Raw genomic sequence first — 18,287 nt, 5'->3', positions numbered from 1 at the left:
TTCCTCTTCGCTGGAGAGTGGACGCGTTTTTCTTCGGTTACCGAAGAGGCGGGGTGCGGGGTACAGGGTGCCAATTTTCCGGATTAAAGAGACACCCTCAATGGAGGTAGATCCAGGATCTCAACGGAGAGTAACTTTTGCGCCAAGTGTTGTCAATCACGAAATTTCAACTCGTTTTGGACGGCGTTTAATCAACGGACGCGAGCACGCCGTTCAACTTGATCGTCGATCATCGAAAATCGGTGCCGGCCTTTTCACAAAGGACCGTTCCATCAAGCGCCTTGGCATACTGAAGCGCCGACGAGAGGGCGCTGAACAGGCGGGGGACGTGTCCGGAACTAATCGAATCTGGTCGGACGTCGGCACTCCGGCCGCGAACCTCTCTGTCGCGGTCCAGCACAGGACCAGCAGGGGCCCCTCAGGTCACAACCGATGGGGCGTGGAATGCGAGCGGTTCGCTGGGACGAGATCACGGCGTGGGCCCGGCGTCTCGCGCCGGGCCCCTGTCAAGCCGTGGGGTGGAAGCGGTACAACCGGGCGCCGACATCGCCGTCGGCGGCGGGCGCGGGGGCGTCGAAGACCAGCGTCACGAGCTGGCCGATATGCACTTCGGCGGGGTCACAGCCCACGATGTTGGTGAGAATCCGAGGTCCCTCGGCCAGTTCGACGTACGCCACGACGTACGGGGTCAGCTCGCGGTACTCGCCGCGTGCCTTGCGCACCACCGTGTAGGAGTAGACGGTCCCCGCACCCGACGCGGGGAACCGTGTGACGTCGCTGCCACCGCAGCGCGGGCAGAACGGCCGCGGGTACCAGATCACCGTCGCGCACGGCTCGCAGCGGGTGAGGAGCAGCCGGCCCTCGGCGGTGGCCGCCCAGAAGGTCTCGTCCGCGTCGGCCAGCGTGATCGCGGCCTGGGGCAGTTGCGCGCTCATGCGTCCTCACGTCCGAGGATCAGGGTGGCCGCCGAGCTTCGGGTGGCCAGCCGGCCGCCCGAGCCGTGCACCACTGCCAGCCGGCAGTCGGGTACCTGCACCTCCGCCGCGGCCTCGCCGCGCAGCTGACGCACCGCCTCGATCATCCGCGCCATCCCTCCCCGGTTGTCGGGCTGGTTGTTGCACAGCCCGCCGCCGTCGGTGTTCATGGGCAGCCGGCCGTGCGGGGCGACCAGCGCGCCGTCCTGGACGAATCGACCCCCCTGTCCCTTTTCACAGAAGCCCAGATCCTCCAGTGCCATCAGCGCGGTGATGGTGAAGGAGTCGTAGATGGACGCGTAGTCGATGTCGGCGGGCGTCACGCCGGCCTCGGCGAAGGCCACCGGACCGGACCAGACCGCTGCGGTGTGGGTCAGGTCGGGACGGCCGTTGCCGGTGCCCTTGGCCGCCTCGCCGTGGCCGAGGACCGCGACCGACCGGCGCGAGAGTTGCCGGGCGACCTCCGCGCCGGCCACGACCACCGCGCCGCCGCCGTCGGTCATGACGCAGCAGTCCAGCCGGTGCAGCGGGTCACTGATCATCGGTGAGGACAGCACGTCGTCGACGGTGACCGGCGTGCGCAGGAACGCGTTCGGGTTGTGCTGGGCGTGCAGCGACGCGGCCACCTTCACCTCGGCGAGCTGGCGGCCGGTGGTGCCGAACTCGTGCATGTGCCGCATGGCGGCCAGCGCGTAGTTGTGGACGGTGTCGGTGATCCCCCAGTGGGTCTCGTACTGCGTCTCCGGAGCCCCGGACAGGTCCGGGCCGGAGGCGCGCCGCAGGCTGCGCGGGCGCCCGCCCATGACGCACAGCGCGACCCGGCATTTACCGGCCGCGACCGCGGCGGCGGCGTGCCCGACGTGCGACAGGTAGGACGCGCCGCCGGTCTCGGTCGTGTCGAGATACCGGCAGCGCAGCCCCAGGTACTCCGCCATCGACAGCGGCCCCACGCCCGGAGCGTCGGAGTCGCAGAAGTAGGCGTCGACGTCGGACGGCGACAGCCCGGCGTCGGCCAGGGCCCCGAAGGCCACCTCGGCGTGGATCTCCGCCACCGACAGGTCGGGGATGTCGCGGCGCGGGTGCTCGTGGGCACCGACGACGAACGCACTGCCGCGGATGGTCACGGCGCGACCTCGTCGAGCGTGCTGGCGGCGTCGAAGTCCTTCACCCAGCGCTCGAAGCGCGGCGCGAAGTCGGGGATCTCCTCCATCGGGTAGTGCCCGATGCCCGGCATCAGCTCGTAGACCGCGTGCGGGATGAGGTCGGCGATGCGCCGGACCCGGCTCGGCGGGACGAAGAAGTCGTCCTCGCCGGCGAGGAGCCGCACCGGGCACGTGATGTCGGCCAGCTCCGCGCGGATGTCGTGGGTGAGCGCGCCGTGGATGTCGCTGACGGTGATGTGCCAGTCCTCGCGGCAGTGCATCTGCGCGATCAGTTCGGCCCGATCGGCTGGGACGGACCGTCCGCACGCCTCGATCGTCCCGTAGTAGGTCCGGTCGCGCATGCTCGGGGACGCGGAGTCCTCCAGGACCGGGAGCGGCGGCGGCCGGCCGTCGCTGCCGAGCACCCCGGACGGGTCGAGCGCGACCACGCCGGACAGCTCGCCGGGCATCCTCGTGGCGACGTCCAGCGCGATGCTGCCGCCGATCGAGCAGCCCAGCAGGTAGGGCCGCCGCAGGTCCAGCGCGGCGATCAGCCGCACGCACCAGCCGGCGTACCAGGACAGGTCACTGACCGGCCCGCCGGCCGCCGGCTCGGACCTGCCGTGTCCGGGCAGGTCGGCGACGACCACCCCGAAGCCCAGCCCGGCCAGCCCGGCGGCCACGTCCCGGTATTGCACGCCGCTCTGCCCTGCCGTGTGGACGCACAGGACGGTCGGGCGGCTGCCCTGCCAGGTCTCGACGAACACCGACCGGCCGTCGAGGTCCAGGTAGTCGGCGTTATGCACGGGTCGTCTCCTTGGCCATCTCCTGCGCCTTTTCGTGCGCGATCTCGTGGGTCGGCGCGTGCGTCGTCACCTCGCGGGCCAGCGCACGGGCATGGTCGATCATGAGCATGACCGCCTTGATCATGCGCAGGTACTGGTAACCGCTGCCCTGGGCGCGGAACTGGCCGTCACTGGTACGGCGGATGAAGTCGTTGGTGTCCGCGGCGAGCAGGTCGAGCCACGCGAGGTCGGTGCCCTCGATCGCGAACGTCGCGCCGTCGAGGGACTTGCGCGTCACGTCGAGGACCACGCCACGGTAGATCCGGAAGTGCACCTGCCGGTCGGGGGCCGCGAGCGCGATCGCGCCGTCGAAGCTGCGCGTGGTGCGGGCGAAGCGGGGATCCTCGGCCAGCCGCTCGCGCAGTCGGCCGCCCCAGCGCAGCGACGCGAAGTCGGTGGCCTCCCATTCCACGGCCGTGTTCCGGCTCAGCGTGACGGGCACGCTCCAGGCCACCGACGACCGAGACAGCACGCGGTCGCGCTCGTCCACCAGGTGCACCGACTGGTGGATCGCCACGTGCGCCGGGCCTGCGCCCGGTATCCGCCTCGTGACGGTGGCCTCCAACCGCACGGCGGCTTCCGCTTGCGAGGTGGATTCCCCGTGCAGCGATGTGCCACTGTCGCCGTCGCCTCGGACGGCGCCCCGCGGGGCTTGCCGGTCCCAGCGCAACGACATCAGTTCGGCGTCGCCGGACGGGCGCACCTGCTCCAGCAGCCGCAGCAGGACCGACGGTTCGACGGCGTACTGCGGGTCCGCCGTGGCGTCGCGGACCCCCGCGACGTGAGGGGCGCTGCGCGAACGCGCGCCCACGGCCGGTAGGGCATCCTCGGACATCAGGTTTCCTTCGCTAGTGGCTGGCCTGCTTCGACGTCGCGTCGGCGTCGAAGGCGGGCGTACCGAGTTCTCGGGACAGGGCCTGCGCGCGCGCCGCGACCAGTTCCCCGGTCGTGCGCACCTGCTCGTCGGAGATCCGGAACGTCGGGCCGACCACGCTGACCGCGGCCGCGACGCTGCCGTCCGGCCAGCGCACGGTCGCCGCGATGGCCGTCACGCCGTCCTCCAGCGAGTGGCTGGCGGTGACGTAGCCGAGCTCACCGCAGCGGTCGCGGAGCGCGGTGCCGATCGCGGTGCCCTGCAACGGCACGGTCTTGCCGAGCCAGCCGCGGTGCCGGATCGATTTGTCGCTCTCGGCCAGGCGCGCGTACAGCACCGTGTCCTTCGGGCCGGCGACGCCCAGATAGGCGCTCTCCCCCACCTCGTCGCGCAGGGCGGCGAGGTGGGGTTCGGCGAGGCGGTACAGCGGGACATTGCTCATGAACGTCACCGCCACCTGGATCAGCCGGCTCGCACCGTGGTACGTGCCGTCCTCGCCGCGCCGGACGAACTCGGTCGCCTCCAGCGTGCGCAGTAGCCGCGACGCGGTCGCCGGCGAAAGGTCCGTTCGCCGTGCGAGGTCCACCAGGCCGAGGCCGTCGTTGGTGGCGACCTCCACCAGCAGCGTGAGGGCTCGCTCCACGGTGCGCGTCGGCACCCGACCGTTGTCTGTCGACACCCTGTTCGTCCTCCGTGGTCGTCTTGCGCGATTGCTTGCCTTGCCTTCGACCGTGTGCTTTCATCTAGTGACCTTCGATTTTTACTAGATGACAGGGTTGCAGATGAGCGGCAAGCTGTCCAGCGGAAAAGCACCAACACACATCGACCTCGCGGCCACCTCCACGGCCGGGTCGCCGGGCTGGAACGTTCCGTCTCCTGCGTCACGTCCAGAGTCGATCGGTTCCGGGAAGGCGGGGTGTCGTGCCTGAGCAGGTAGCCGCGCTCGACGGCGTCAGGGTGCTCGATCTCGGACGCGTCCTGTCGGGCCCCTTCTGTGGCCGGATCCTGGCCGACCTCGGCGCCGAGGTCATCAAGATCGAGCCACCGACCGGCGACGACGGCCGGCATTTCGGACCGTTCTACGACGGCACCAGCAGCTACCACCGGCTCCTCAACCGGAACAAGTTCGGCATCACGCTGGACCTGAAGTCCGACGAGGGCCGCCAGACGCTCACCGAACTCGTCCGGCGTTCCGACGTCCTCATCGAGAACTTCCGGCCCGGGGTCATCGACCGGCTCGGCTTCTCGCCCGCGCGGCTGCTGGAGATCAACCCGCGGCTCGTGGCCGTCAGCATCAGCGGCTACGGCCGCACCGGGCCGCTGTCCGACCAGCCCGCCTACGACCTGATCGTGCAGGCGATGTCGGGGCTGATGTCGGTCACCGGCCCGGACGGCGGGCCGCCGGCGCGGCTGGGCGCCAGCATCGGCGACATCGTGCCCGGCATGTACGCCGCGACCGCCGTGCTGGCGGCGCTGCACCAGCGGACGAGGAGCGGCCGGGGCCAGCACATCGATGTGGCGATGTTCGACGGGCTGCTGTCCATCCTGGAGTCCGTCGCGATGCGCGCCCTGCTCACCGACGAGCCGATCGCGCCGACCGGCAGCCACCACGCCATCAGCGCGCCGTTCGGCACCTTCGCCACCAGCGACCAGCCGATCGCCATCGCGGTGGCCAACGATCCGCTGTTCGCGGCCTTCGCCTCGGCCCTCGGCCATCCCGAGTGGACCGACGACGCCCGCTTCCGTACCGACGCCGAACGCGGGCGGAACCGCCACGAGTTGCAGAAGGAACTGGAGGCGGCGCTGACCGGCTGGACCCGCGACGGCGCGATCGCCGCGCTGTCGGCGGCCGGCGTGCCGTGCGGACCTGTGCTCGACGTCCGCGAATCACTACGCCATCCGCAGGTCAGCGCACGCGGCATGGTCCGCACCGAGGCCGATGGCTTCCCGACGCTGGACAACGGCTTCCGGATGGTCGGCTCGCGCGAGGGCGGCACGGCGGCGCCCGCGCTGGGCCAGCACAACGACCTGGTCGCCGGCTGGACGGGCGAACCGGTGCGCACCGAGGGCCGACGGGAGAACGCCGATGTTTGATCTGCTCGACGACCAGCGGCAGGAGTTCCGCGACACCCTGCGGGAGTTCTGCCGCAAAGAGGTGATGCCCGGCGCGGCACGACGCGACGCCGAGGCCGAGTACCCGGCCACGCTGGTCTCCCGGCTGGCCGACATGGGGCTCATGGGCATCACGATCCCCGAGGAGTTCGGCGGCCTGGGCCTGGACATGGTGACCCAGGTGCTCGCGATGGAGGAGGTCGCCTACGCCGACGCCTCCCTCGGGTCGGTGTTCGCCGGCCACTACCTCGGCATGGAGACCCTGCGCCAGTTCGGCTCGTCCGAGCAGCGCAAGCGGTACCTGCCCGGCCTCGCCACCGGGTCGTACCGGGTCGCCTTCGCCCTGACCGAACCGGACGCCGGCTCGGACATCAGCAGGATCCGGACCCGCGCCACCGCCGGGCCGGACGGCTGGACGCTGTCGGGCAGCAAGACCTTCACCAGCAACGCCCGGGAGTCCGACGGGCTCGTCGTGTTCGCCATGACCGACCCCGACGCGGGCTTTCGGGGCATCACCGCGTTCCTCGTCCCCACCGACGCGGAGGGGCTCGGGTTCTCCTCACCCATCGAGAAGCTGGGCATCCGCGGCGAGCACGCCTACGAGGTCTCCCTCGACGGCGTCCAGGTCGAGCGGGGCGCCACGCTCGGCGAGCCCGGCGGGGGCGGACGCATCGCGTTGGAGGTCCTCAACAGCGCGCGCATCGACGTCGCGGCGCTGGCCAACGGGGTCGCGATGCGCGCGCTGGACCTCGCGACCGGGTACGCCTCGACGCGGATCCAGTTCGGCCGGCCGATCCGCGAGTTGCAGGCCATCCAGTTGCAACTCGCCGAGATCGACACGCTGGTCCAGTCCGGCCGCCTGAACGCCTACCACGCGGCGGCGCTGCGCGACCGGTCCGAGGACGTCCGGCGGGCCGGCTCGATCGCCAAGTACGTGGCGAGCGAGAACTGCTTCCAGGCCGTCGACAAGGCACTCCAGATCCACGGGGGCTACGGCTATGTGAAGGAGAGCGAGATCGAGCGTCTCTACCGGGACTGCCGGATCTTCCGGATCTACGAAGGCACCTCGCAGATCCAGCTGCTCACCATCGCAAAGCTCCTGGCCCAGCTGCACGACAGGCACGGAACCGTGGTGTAGCCCCCGAGCAGACAGACCTACAACAAACCGCATGGCGCGCGGGGCGCGCCCGCCGAGGACGAGACCCATTCGGCGCGGCGGAACCGTCCGCGTCCCCTTTTGGCGACCCGGCTCGGTACGTGATCGCCGATCGTCCCTACTTGGAGTTCGTGATGGTAGACACAGTGAAAGAACCGGTGACCGGGCGAAGCGTGTGGACGGCGGCCGACATCGGCGACGAGGACTCCTACGCGCGCAGGTTCACCGAGGACGACCTCCTGGAATTCGACCGGGCCCTGTCCGGCGTCCGGGACAAGTCGGCGCAGGAGCTGTCCAAACGGGACTTCCCGCTGCCCACCTTCACGGAGAAGGTCCAGGACGTCCTCGAAGAGCTGGAGCACGGCACCGGGTTCGTGCTGCTGCGGGGCCTGCCGATCCACGACCGCTACAGCGTCGAGGAAGCCACCAAGATCTACTGGGCGATCGGCCTGCACATGGGCGAGCTCGTCCCGCAGAACCGCAAGGGCGAGCTGATCGGGAACATCCAGAACCTCGGCGCCAAGGGCCACAACGCGCGGGGCTACGCGACGACCTCGGCCGCCGCGTTCCACACCGACCAGACCGACATCGTCGGTCTGATGTGCCTGAACCAGGCCCGCAGCGGGGGCATCAGCCTGGTCGCCAGCGCGATGACCGCCTACAACATCGTGCTGGACGAGCACCCGGAGTGGCTCGACATCCTCTTCAAGCGGTTCCCGACCGACTGGGTCAGCGAGGAGCCGCCCGGCAACCCCGGCTGGTACTACTCGCGGCTGTACTCCCACGTGGACGGCCTGCTGTCGGCGGCCTACCGCACCGGCCGGATCCTCAGCGCGACCCGTTTCCCGGACGTGCCGCGGCTCACCGCGCGTGAGGTGTCATGCCTGCTGTTCCTCGACGAGATCCCGACCCGGCCGGGGATCGCGCTGGACATGACGCTGGAGGTCGGCGACATCCAGTTCGTCAACAACTTCGTGACGGTGCACAGCCGGACCGGCTTCGTCGACGACCCCGACGACCCCCGGTTCCAGCGGCACCTGCTGCGGCTGTGGGTCAGCCGCCCTGACACCGGGCGGGTCGTGTGCCCGGAATACCACTACTGGCGCAGTGGCATCTCACGCCTGGAGTGGGCGCGGTCCGCGTGACCCCCGGCCCGAGACTGATCAGGAGTTCATTGTGACGACGGAAGTGACGACGGAAGTACTGAACCGGCCGGTGACCGGCCCTGGCGTGTGGACCGCCGCGGACCTCCAGTCCGACGAGCCGTACGTGCGGCACCTCACCGAGCGCGACCTGGACGCGGCCGATGAGATGCTTGCCGCGGCGCCGGGCCGTCCGACCCGCGAACTGACGCGGCAGGACGTCCGCGCCCCTGGGCTGGCCGGCGTGGTCGCCGACCTGGTCGAGCGGCTGGAGCACGGCACGGGCTACGCGGTGCTGCGCGGCCTGCCGTTGGGAACGCGGTACACGCCCGAGCAGGCGTCGCGGATCCACTGGGCGATCGCCCAGCACGTGGGCGAGGTCGTGCCGCAGAACGGTGACGGCGACCTGCTGCGCCTTCTCGAGGACGCCCACCACCCCGCCCAGCGCGGCGGGACCTACGCCAGCAAGGCCGGCGCGCCGTTCCACACCGATCCCACCGACGTCGTGAGCTATCTCTGCCTGGCACCGGCCAAGAGCGGCGGCGCGCGGGTGGTGGCCAGCGCCGCGACGGTCTACAACGCCCTGGTGCGCGAGCACCCGGAGTGGCTGGAGCTGGTCTACCAGGACTACGCCACCGACTGGGAGGACCAGCAGGCTACGGGTGAACCGGGCTGGAGCCCCCGACCGATCTTCTCCGCCGTCGGCGACACGCTGACCTGCTCGCTGGCGACCAAGCGGATCATGAGCGCGATGCGGTTCGAGGAGGTCCCGCGGCTGAGCGCGGAGGCGATGACCTGCCTGATGTACCTGGAGTCGCTGCTGCGGCGCCCGGGGACCGCGGTCCACGTGGCACTGCGGGCCGGCGACATGGAGTTCGTCAACAACTACACGGTGATCCACTCGCGCACCGGGTTCGTCGACGACCCGTCCGACCCGAGCCACCAGCGCCGGCTGCAACGCCTGTGGATCAGCCGCGGCGCCGAGGGGCGCCCGCTGGTGCCGGCGCTGCGGCGGTGGCGGGCCGGGGTCTCGTGATGGCCCCGGCGGCGGTTCAGTCCGGTGGCGCGGGCGGCTGGTCGAAGGTCATGTGCTCCTCCGACCAGTCGTCGAGCGGCCGCACGGTGTGCTCGGCCCACTGCCGCAGCCACGCCATGCCCGCGGTCACGACGTGCCGTGGCGCCGCGCCGAGTTCGGCGGCGAGTTCGCGGGCGGCGGGCAGCGCCTGCCCGGCGGGCACGACGTCGGTGACCAGCGCGTGCGCCGCGGCCTCGGCGGCGTCGAGGTGCCGGCCGGTCAGCGCCCAGCGCAGCACGAGGTCGGGGCGCACCCGGCGGATGACGTTGGGTACCGCGCCCGTCGGGAAGTATCCGAACCGTGCCTCGGGGAACCCGAAGCGCGCCGACGCGCCGGCCACCGCGTACGTGGACGCGCCGACGAGCCCGACGCCGAGGCCGAGCGCCCAGCCCTCGACCGCCGCGACGACCGGCAGCGCGCTGGTGCGCACGACACGGAGCATCCGCGCATGAGGTGTCTGTCGCCACGGGGCGCTCGCCGGGTCGGGCAGGGGCTCGCTCACGTCGGCTCCCGAGGACAGGTCACCGCCCTGGCCGCACAGCACGATCGCGGTGACACCGGGGTCGGCGTCGAAGCGGGCGACCGCCTCGGCCAGCAGCGTGGCGGTCGCCGAGTCGATGGCATTGCGCCTGCCCGGCCGGCAGATCTCGACCAGCCCGACCGAGCCGGTCACGTCGGTGCGCAAGGGCTCGACACTCACGCGCTCCTCCTCACGACCAGGCAATACGGCAGATCGTACCCCCGGCTCGCGGCGGCCGGCCGTGACCGTGCTCACCGCGACGACCGTGCTCACGACAGCAACCGTGCTCACTGCAACCGAAGGGACGGGCGGCTCGTGGACGACACGAAGACCACGGTGGACGCGGCCGTCCACGCGGCGTCGACCGCGCTGCGGGCGGCCGGGCTCTCGCCGACCGACGACGAGATCGGCCGGATCGCCGCCGGCTACCACGTACTGCGCGCCAAGGCCGACGCACTGTCGGAGCTGGCCCTGCGCGACGATCCGCCGGTCGACCCCGTCGCCCTGCCGCCTGCCGGCGCCCTCCCCGGCGGAGGCGCACGACCCTGCTCACGTCCAGGCTCACGTCAGGGCTCACGTCAGGGCTCACGTCCATGACAACTCCGGCCCTACCGCTGACCATCGAGGACGCCGCCGCGGCGCTGCGGTCCGGTGCGGTGACCTCGACGGCCCTGACGCGGACGGTGCTCGACCGGATCGTCCGGTTCGACGGCGGGCTGGGCGCCTACGTCACCGTGTGCGAGGCCGAGGCGCTCGCGGCGGCGGCCGAGGCCGACGCGGACTTCGCGCGTGGACGCGACAGGTCGCCGCTCCAGGGAATCCCGTTGGTGGTCAAGGACATCATCGCCACCCGCGACGCTCCGACCCGGGCCAACAGCGAGGTCCTCGACCCCGGCTGGGGCGACGGCGTCGACGCGCCGGCCGTGGCGCGGCTGCGCGCGGCGGGCAGCGTCCTGCTCGGCAAGTCCACCACGAACGAGTTCGCCTGCGGCCTGCCCGCCGAGCCCACGCACGGCGAGCCTGCGCACGACGACGCGACGCGTTTCCCGTTCCCCCGCAATCCCTGGAACCCCGAGCACACGCCGATGGGTTCCAGTTCGGGGACGGCGATCGCGGTCAGCGCGGGGCTGGCCCTGGGCGGGCTGGGCACCGACACGGGCGGATCGGTCCGCGGCCCGGCCGGCGCGAACGGCCACACCGGGCTGAAGGTCACCTTCGGCCGGGTGCCCAAGAGCGGCGTCGTCCCGTGCGCGTTCAGCCTCGACACCGTCGGGCCGATGGCCCGCAGCGCCTATGACTGCGCGCTGATCCTCGACGTCATCGCCGGCCACGACCCCGGCGACCGGTACTCCTCGGCGGTACCCGTCGACCGCTACGCCGAGGGCGCGCGTGGGGGCGGGGTCGACGGGCTGCGGGTCGGCGTGCCGACACGGTACTTCCTGGACTCGCCACTGCTGGACGGCGAGGTCCATTGCGGCGTGCTGGGCGCCGCGGACGAACTTGCACGTGCGGGCGCGACGCTCACCGACGTCGTCGTACCCCACGCGCAGGAGGCGAACGACGCCAACAACATCACGTTCCTCTCCGAAGCGTTCGCCTACCACCGGAAGAACCTGGTGGGCAGGTGGGACGAGTACGGCAGGTCGACTCGCGAACTCCTCGCGCGGGCGGCGTTCTTCACCGGCGCCGACTACGTCCAGGCCCAGCGGGTCCGGACCCTGTTCCGGCAGGTTCTGGCGGAGGTCTTCGCGCAGGTCGACGTTCTCCTCACACCGGTCGCGCTCACGGCCGCCGCGCCGATCGCGTCGGCGGACATGACCGCGGCACTGGTACGGCCGGGCTTCCACGGCCTGTGGAACGCCGCCGGGCTGCCGGCGGTCGCCGTGCCCTGCGGGTTCACCGCGGCAGGGCTCCCCCTGTCGTTCCAGGTCGTGGGCCGGCCATTCGGCGAGAGCACGGTGCTGCGCGTCGCCGACACCTACCAGCGGCACACCGACTGGCACCTGAGGGTGCCGCCTGCCACACGCGACGGGGTCGCACACCAGAGGGTCGCACCGTCATCGCACACAGCACGAGAAGGAGCAGGATGACATGTCTTCCCAGAGAAAGCACTCCGGCGGTGGCAGGCGTGAACGGCACGGCCGGCTGACGGCCCTGGCGATCGGGACGCTCGCCGCGACGGTCGCGACCGTCACCGCCGCCTGCGGTTCGAGCTCCGACTCCGGCGGCGGCTCGGACAAGACCCTGGTCGTCGCCGGCTGGGGCGGGTCGTTCACGGCCGCGAACAAGGAAGCATTCTACGACCAGTTCGAGAAGGACACCGGGATCAAGGTGACCGTCGCCACGCCCGGCGGCGGCTTCGCGGCCAAGGTCGCCGCGCAGCGCGCCGGCAACAACATCGAGTGGGACCTGCTGGAGGCCCCCGGCGGCGACACCTCGAAGCTGGTCCTGGACGGCAACCTCGAGAGGTTCCCCCAGTCGCTGGTCACCGAGATCTCGCCGGTGGTGGCCGACGGCGCGATCCGGCCCAGCCCGTCCGAGCCGTACTACCTCGACCACGGCGGCACAGTGAACCTGATCGGCTGCAACACCAAGCTGGTCAAGAAGTGTCCGACGAACCCGCGTGAGTTCTTCGACGTGAAGAACTTCCCGGGCACGAGGGGCATCACGGCGAACAACCCCGTCTTCACCAGCGTGTTCGCGCTGGCGGGCGACGGCGTCCAGCCCGCGCAGTACTTCCCCGTCGACGTGAACCGCGCGATGAACGCCCTCAAGAAGATCAAGCCGAACGTCCCGGTGTGGTCGACCAGCCCCGCGCAGATGCAGCAGGCCGTCGTGGACGGCGAGGTCGCGATCATGCAGGCGCCCAACACCGTCCTGGTGTCGGCGATGAAGCAGGTCCCCACCCTGAAGCTCTACTGGGACGGCGGCCTGCTCTTCGACGAGGGCTGGTGCGTGACCAAGGGCGCCAAGCACAAGGAAGCGGCATTCGAGTTCATCAAGTGGTACGCCGCGCACCGGGAGAACCAGGCCAAGTTCACCGAGAAGATCTACAGCGGCACCGCCGGTCGCGACATGCAGAAGTACCTGTCGCCCAGCGTGCTGCCGAATCTTCCCATCAACAAGACCGGCATCACCCTCGTTGACGGCAAGGCGGGGGCCAAGCAGCAGCAGGAACTCGGCAAGGCGCTTCGCGAGATCCTCGTCGGCTGAGAGCGGGCGTGCCGGTGGCACACCACCACCGGCACGCCGTCCACCGATGAGCACGGATGGGAGATGACCAGGAGATGAGCACATGCTTCGGATGAGCCGCCGAACACGCACGAGGGGATGGCAGTCCACGTTCTCCGGCCTGACCGGGCTGGGACTGATCGCGCCGTTCCTCGTCGCCGCCGGCGTGTTCATCCTCTACCCGTTCGTCGAGCTGCTGCGGACGGCGTTCGGCGAGCCCGACGGGTTCGGCAACTTCAGCGACTTCCTCCACAGCCCGGCGGCGCGGCGCACGCTGTGGACGACCTGCTTCACCTCGCTGATCGTCACGGTGATCGTCGTGGTGGTCGGCGCCGTCCTGGCGTGGTCGCTGCGCACCACCAAGAGCCGGCTGACCCGCATGGTGATCTTGTTGGCCGTGTTCATGCCACTGTGGATGGGGGCGGTGGTGAAGATCTACGCCTTCACCGTGCTCCTGGAGCGCTTCGGGGTCGTCAACCGGACCCTGACGTCGCTGGGCATCATCGACGAGCCAATGCAACTGCTGCGCACCCAGTTCGCGGTGGTGGCCGGCATGACCTACCAGATGCTGCCCTACGCGGTGCTGCCGCTGTACGCGGTCTACGTCACCATCGATCTGAACCTCATCCAGGCCGCCGAGAGCATGGGCGCCTCGCGGGTGCGGGCGCTGCGCGACGTGGTCGCGCCGCTGGCCCTGCCGGGGCTGCTGGCCTCGACAGTGATCGTCTATGTGATCTGTATCGGCTACTACCTGACGCCGGTGCTGCTCGGCGGGGCCACGGCGCCGTTCACCGCGAGCCTCATCGCCGATGACATCTTCAACCTGTTCGAACCGGCGCAGGCCGCGGTCGCCTCGGTGCTGCTGCTGATCGTCGCCGCGCTGGTCATCCTCGGCGGGCTGCGCCTGGTGGGCAAGGAGCGGATGCGGAGGGCCATCGGATGACGACCGACACCCTCCCCCCGTCCATGCCTCCCTCGGGGACTGCGTCCGTCGCCCCTGGGAACGCTCCACGGGCCGTGCCCGACACGACCGGACGCCGGGCCCTCGCCCGCGGCGTGAAGGTGGCCGACCTGGTGGTGCGCGCAGCCGCGGTGCTGTTCCTGGCCGTGCCGATCCTGTGCGTCGTCGTGCTGTCGTTCTCCAACGCCGACGTGCTCCAGTTCCCACCCGAGGAGTGGGGGCTGCGCCAGTACCGGTCGTTCTTCGGCTCGGACACCTGGATCGACGCGATGATGCTGTCGTTCAAGCTGGCCACCGTCTCGGCGGCGATCTCGCTGCTGATCGGCATCCCGGCGGTGTTCGCGCTGCACCGGTCGCGGCTGCCACTGAAGGGGCTGCTCCAGGCCATCGGCCTGAGCCCGCTGGTGATTCCGGGCGTCGCCTACGCCGTCGCCCTGTACACGCTGTTCGTGCAGTTCCGGCTCACCAGCAACCTCGGGGCCCTGGTGCTGACCTACGCGGTGCACGGCCTGCCGTTCGTCCTGCTGATCCTCGGCTCGGCGATGGCGCGCCTTCCCGCGGAGACCGAGCTGGTCGCGATGACCCTCGGTGCGTCACGGCCGCGCGCGATGCTCGGGATCACGCTGCGGCAGCTGCTGCCGGCCATCGGCGCGGCCTACCTCTTCTCGTTCATCACCAGCTTCGACGAGGCCGTGCTCATCAACTTCCTCGGCGGTCCGGGAACGGTGACGCTCCCGAAGGCCATCTTCGACAACGTCAAGACGGGACTGGATCCCAACATCACCGCGATCGCGACCCTGCTCATGGTGGGCACCGGTGTCGTCGGCTCGCTCGCCTTCATGCTGCGGAGGAAGATATGAACGTCAGGGCACGGAAGGGGCCGCCGCGGCAGGAGGCCGCGGCCGAACCCGGTCCCGCCCCCGCCGCGCCACCCGCGACGGCAGGGCTGGAACTGCGCGGGCTGATCAAGCGCTTCGGCAGCACCGAGGCACTGCGCGGCATCGACCTGGTCGCCGACCACGGCAACTTCGTCACCGTCCTCGGCCCGAGCGGCTCGGGGAAGACCACCATCCTGCGCGTCGTGGCCGGCTTCCTGGCACCCGACCAGGGCGAGGTGCTGATCGACGGCCGCGACGTCACCCGGATACCCCCGGCCTCGCGCGAGATCGGGATGGTGTTCCAGAACTACGCGCTGTTCCCGCACATGACCGCGGCGGACAACATCGCCTACGGCCTGAAGATGCGCCGCTGGTCGAAGACGGACCGCGACCGGCGGGTGGCCGAGATGCTGGAGCTGGTCGGCCTCGGCGCGCTGGGCGGGCGGCTGCCGCGCGAGCTGTCGGGCGGGCAGCAGCAGCGGGTGGCCGTCGCCCGCGCGCTGGCCTTCCGTCCGCAACTGCTGCTGATGGACGAACCGCTCGGCGCGCTGGACCGCGAGTTGCGCATGCGCATGGCGGTGGAGCTGCGCCGGCTGCATCACGAGGCCGCCGCGACGACCGTCTACGTCACGCACGACCGCGAGGAGGCGCTGACCCTCTCGGACTGGATCGTCATCATGCACGACGGCCGCATCGACGCGGTCGGCACCGCCGAGGAGCTCTACACCCGGCCGCGCACCGGCTTCGTCGCGAGCTTCTTCGGCGGGCACAACGTCGTCGAGGCCACCCTGGCGGGGCTCACCGGCGACCGGGCGCGCGTCGGGTTCGCCGGCTGCGACATGGAGGTCGCGTGCGGCCAGCCGCTGGAGCCGGCCGAGCGGGTCATTCTCAGCATCCCCGAAGAGGCGCTGAGCCTGACGCCGGCCGGAGCGGCTCCGGCCCGTCTTGAGGTGGAGGTGCTCGACGACCTGTACCTGGGCAACTCCGTGCGCGTCACCGTGCGGACCGCCGACGGTGACTCGCTGCGCGCCACCCTGCCCCGCGACGCGCGCGACTCGATCCGGCACGGCGGAACGCTGACGGCCTACCTCGACACGACCCAGGTGGCGGCGGTGCCCCATGAGCGGTAGCGGCGCGCGTTACCGCCAGCCCGCGCTTGAGGATCTGCTGAACCCGAAGAGCATCGTGATCGTCGGGCTGTCGGCGCGGCCGGGCTCGACCGGCCGCCGGATCCTGGAGAACCTCCGGCGGGCGGACTTCGGCGGCACGGTCTACGGCGTGCACCCGAGCGGCCGGGACGTGGACGCCGTCGCGGTGTACCGGTCGCTGGCCGACGTCCCGGACACCCCGACGGTGGCGGTGGTCTGCACGCCCGGCGACACCGTGGCCGCGCTGGTCGAGCAGTCCGGTGAGAAGGGCTGCCGTGGCGTGGTCGTCTTCGCCTCGGGGTTCGAGGAGACCGCCGACGGCGCTGCGCGGGCCGACCGGCTGCGCGAACTGGCCGGCCGCTATGGCATGAGCCTGGTCGGCCCGAACTGCCTGGGGGTGTTCAATCCCGGCCGCGGCCTGTGGTTGACCGGCACCCGCTACGGCGCGGACCTGCGGGCGGGCCCGGTCGCCGTGGTGTCGCAGTCGGGATCGGGGTGCATCCTGCTGGCCGGCTCCGGGCGGCTGGGGTTCTCCTATGTCATTTCCAGCGGCAACGAGACCGTGACCGGCCTGGCCGACTACCTCGACTACCTCGTCCAGGAGCCGTCCACCCGTGCGGTCGGCATCGTGGTGGAGGGCCTCAGTGACGCCGAGGGCGTCATGGCCGCGGTCCGGAAGGGGCACGACAACGGCGTCGCGGTGGTGGCCCTGAAGGTCGGCCGGACCGAACTCGGTGCGCGCAACGTCGCCTCCCACACCGGCGCGATCGCCGGGGACGCGCGGGCCTACGAGGCGTTCTGCCGGCGGGCCGGGATCGTGACGGTCACCGACTTCGACGAGCTGACCGAGGCGCTGGCGGCGCTGTCGACGCTGCGTACCGGCCCGGCCGGCGAGCGCGTCGCGTTCGTCGGGCTGTCCGGCGGCGAGATCGGGCTGGTCTCCGACGTCGCCGCCGACTTCGGCGTCCGCCAGACCGCCGCGGAGGACGAGGAGAGCGGCGCGGTTCGGCTCGCGCGGTTGTCACCGGGCACCCGCGAGGAGCTCGCGCGGATCCTGCCGGACTTCGCCACGATCGCCAACCCGCTCGACGGCACCGGCCAGCTGGTCGGCGATCCCGAACGGTTCGGGCGGCTGGCGGCGGCCGTGGCCGCCGATCCGGGGGTCGACCTCCTCACCGTCATCCTGGACGCGCCGCCGTCGCTGGGCGACCGGCTGGTCACCTCCTACTCCCACCTGCTGGCGACCCTGCCCGGCGTCCGGTTGCGCTCCGGCACGCCGGTCATGGTGCTGTCGAACTACGGCGGCGGGCTGCACCCGTTCGCCGCCGAGGCGCTGGCCGGTTCGGACATCCCCATCGTGCACGGCACCCGCGCGGGCATGGCCGCGGTCGCCGCGGTGACCACCGCCGCCGCGCACGTCCGCGCCACCGCCCAGGACGACGCGCAGCCGGACGTCACCGTCACCGACAGTGGGCCCGCGGAGTCCCTGCGGGCCGTGCGGCGGGCGCTGGACGCGTCACCGGCCGGGCAGGTGTCCCACGAGGTGCTGGCGGAGCTGGCCGAACGGTACGGGCTGCGGCTGCCGCGGCGGATCACCGCCGACTCGGCCGACGGCGCGGTCGCGGCGGCAGCCTCGGTCGGCTTCCCGCTCGTGCTGAAGACCGCGTCACCGAAGGTGGTCCACAAGAGCGACTTCGGCGGTGTCGCGGTCGGGCTGTCCACGCCGGCGCAGGTGCGCGAGGCGTACGAGGCCGTCACCTCGTCGGTGGCGGGCCATCTCGGCGAGCCGGCGCCGCAGGTCGTGGTGGAGGAGATGGTCACCGGCGGCGTGGAGGCGTTCGTCGGATGCGGCCTCGACCCGGTGTACGGGCAGGTGCTGGCGCTCGGAGCCGGCGGGACGCTGGTCGAACTCCAACCCGACCCGGCGCTGGCGCTGCTGCCGGTGTCGCCGGGGGAGGCACGGCGGATGGTGGCCGGCACGCCGCTGGCGCGCCTGTTCGCCGGCTACCGCGGCTCCCCACCGGCCGACGCCGACGCGTTCGTCGACCTCGTCCAGCGCGTCGCCCGGCTGTCCGCCGACCTGCGCGAGGCCGAGGTGGAGATCGACCTGAACCCGGTCGCCGTGCTGCCGCGAGGGCAGGGCGTACGGGTGCTCGACTTCCGGATCGTCGCCGCGGCCGGGCCCCGGCCGGCGCCATGAGGGCCGACGAGTTAGGGGCGTTCCTGGAC

Annotated in this window: 17 protein-coding genes; 11 read left to right on the top strand and 6 right to left on the bottom strand. The window is 71.3% G+C overall.

The window, feature by feature from the left end; all coding sequences use genetic code 11:
- Positions 1–506 precede the first annotated feature (506 nt).
- Genes AMA02S_RS04665 through AMA02S_RS04645 form a run of 5 tightly spaced genes read right to left on the bottom strand, consistent with a single transcriptional unit; the run spans position 507 to position 4,514 of the window.
- Positions 507–935: a Zn-ribbon domain-containing OB-fold protein gene (locus AMA02S_RS04665; protein ID WP_067452053.1), complete on the bottom strand. Its 429-nt coding sequence runs from the start codon at positions 933–935 to the stop codon at positions 507–509.
- Positions 932–2,098, bottom strand: coding sequence for a thiolase domain-containing protein (locus AMA02S_RS04660; RefSeq protein WP_067452052.1), 1,167 nt, complete (start codon positions 2,096–2,098; stop codon positions 932–934). The genes AMA02S_RS04665 and AMA02S_RS04660 overlap by 4 nt, the downstream gene beginning before the upstream one ends.
- On the bottom strand, positions 2,095–2,922 hold the full coding sequence (locus AMA02S_RS04655) for an alpha/beta fold hydrolase (RefSeq protein ID WP_067452051.1): 828 nt from the start codon (positions 2,920–2,922) through the stop codon (positions 2,095–2,097). The genes AMA02S_RS04660 and AMA02S_RS04655 overlap by 4 nt, the downstream gene beginning before the upstream one ends.
- Positions 2,915–3,796, bottom strand: a complete 882-nt coding sequence (locus AMA02S_RS04650) for a hypothetical protein (RefSeq protein WP_067452047.1) — start codon at positions 3,794–3,796, stop codon at positions 2,915–2,917. The genes AMA02S_RS04655 and AMA02S_RS04650 overlap by 8 nt, the downstream gene beginning before the upstream one ends.
- A gap of 13 nt (positions 3,797–3,809) precedes the next feature.
- Positions 3,810–4,514, bottom strand: coding sequence for an IclR family transcriptional regulator (locus AMA02S_RS04645; protein WP_084264604.1), 705 nt, complete (start codon positions 4,512–4,514; stop codon positions 3,810–3,812).
- Positions 4,515–4,756: 242 nt separating this feature from the next.
- Between AMA02S_RS04645 and AMA02S_RS04640 the strand changes: the two genes are divergently transcribed.
- From AMA02S_RS04640 to AMA02S_RS04625, 4 genes are all read left to right on the top strand, one after another.
- Positions 4,757–5,929: a CaiB/BaiF CoA transferase family protein gene (locus tag AMA02S_RS04640; RefSeq protein WP_067452042.1), complete on the top strand. Its 1,173-nt coding sequence runs from the start codon at positions 4,757–4,759 to the stop codon at positions 5,927–5,929.
- The gene (locus tag AMA02S_RS04635; RefSeq protein WP_067452039.1) at positions 5,922–7,085 is read left to right on the top strand and encodes an acyl-CoA dehydrogenase family protein; all 1,164 of its coding nucleotides are present in this window, start codon (positions 5,922–5,924) and stop codon (positions 7,083–7,085) included. Before AMA02S_RS04640 ends, AMA02S_RS04635 begins: the two co-directional genes overlap by 8 nt.
- A 176-nt stretch (positions 7,086–7,261) precedes the next feature.
- Complete coding sequence (locus AMA02S_RS04630) at positions 7,262–8,248, top strand: TauD/TfdA family dioxygenase (RefSeq protein ID WP_067452036.1); 987 nt, start codon at positions 7,262–7,264, stop codon at positions 8,246–8,248.
- 31 nt (positions 8,249–8,279) lie between these two features.
- Positions 8,280–9,281 carry a TauD/TfdA family dioxygenase gene (locus tag AMA02S_RS04625; RefSeq protein ID WP_067452033.1) on the top strand — a complete coding sequence of 334 codons (1,002 nt, stop codon included), beginning with the start codon at positions 8,280–8,282 and terminating at the stop codon, positions 9,279–9,281.
- Positions 9,282–9,297: 16 nt separating this feature from the next.
- Here the strand turns inward: AMA02S_RS04625 and AMA02S_RS04620 are convergent, their stop codons facing one another.
- Positions 9,298–10,020 carry an enoyl-CoA hydratase/isomerase family protein gene (locus AMA02S_RS04620; RefSeq protein ID WP_067452031.1) on the bottom strand — a complete coding sequence of 241 codons (723 nt, stop codon included), beginning with the start codon at positions 10,018–10,020 and terminating at the stop codon, positions 9,298–9,300.
- Positions 10,021–10,155: 135 nt separating this feature from the next.
- Between AMA02S_RS04620 and AMA02S_RS42755 the strand changes: the two genes are divergently transcribed.
- The 7 genes from AMA02S_RS42755 to AMA02S_RS04585 all read left to right on the top strand — a co-directional run bounded on the left by AMA02S_RS42755 (position 10,156) and on the right by AMA02S_RS04585 (position 18,258).
- Positions 10,156–10,437 carry a hypothetical protein gene (locus AMA02S_RS42755; RefSeq protein WP_067452030.1) on the top strand — a complete coding sequence of 94 codons (282 nt, stop codon included), beginning with the start codon at positions 10,156–10,158 and terminating at the stop codon, positions 10,435–10,437.
- Complete coding sequence (locus AMA02S_RS04610) at positions 10,434–11,930, top strand: amidase (protein ID WP_067452025.1); 1,497 nt, start codon at positions 10,434–10,436, stop codon at positions 11,928–11,930. Before AMA02S_RS42755 ends, AMA02S_RS04610 begins: the two co-directional genes overlap by 4 nt.
- Position 11,931: 1 nt before the next feature.
- Positions 11,932–13,053, top strand: a complete 1,122-nt coding sequence (locus AMA02S_RS04605) for an extracellular solute-binding protein (RefSeq protein ID WP_067452022.1) — start codon at positions 11,932–11,934, stop codon at positions 13,051–13,053.
- Positions 13,054–13,144: 91 nt separating this feature from the next.
- Complete coding sequence (locus AMA02S_RS04600) at positions 13,145–14,014, top strand: ABC transporter permease (RefSeq protein WP_169806776.1); 870 nt, start codon at positions 13,145–13,147, stop codon at positions 14,012–14,014.
- A gap of 74 nt (positions 14,015–14,088) precedes the next feature.
- Positions 14,089–14,892 (top strand): ABC transporter permease, encoded by an 804-nt coding sequence (locus AMA02S_RS04595; RefSeq protein ID WP_218004841.1) that lies wholly within the window; start codon positions 14,089–14,091, stop codon positions 14,890–14,892.
- Complete coding sequence (locus tag AMA02S_RS04590; RefSeq protein ID WP_067452016.1) at positions 14,889–16,040, top strand: ABC transporter ATP-binding protein; 1,152 nt, start codon at positions 14,889–14,891, stop codon at positions 16,038–16,040. Before AMA02S_RS04595 ends, AMA02S_RS04590 begins: the two co-directional genes overlap by 4 nt.
- A complete protein-coding gene (locus AMA02S_RS04585) occupies positions 16,030–18,258 on the top strand; it encodes an acetate--CoA ligase family protein (protein WP_067452013.1) in 2,229 nt (742 codons plus the stop codon). Before AMA02S_RS04590 ends, AMA02S_RS04585 begins: the two co-directional genes overlap by 11 nt.
- Positions 18,259–18,287: the final 29 nt, after the last annotated feature.

This window comes from Actinomadura macra NBRC 14102 (assembly GCF_001552215.1).
Classification (GTDB): Bacteria; Actinomycetota; Actinomycetes; order Streptosporangiales; family Streptosporangiaceae; genus Spirillospora; species Spirillospora macra.
Note: the sequence above shows the minus strand (reverse complement) of the source record. Positions and strands in the feature narration are given on the sequence as shown.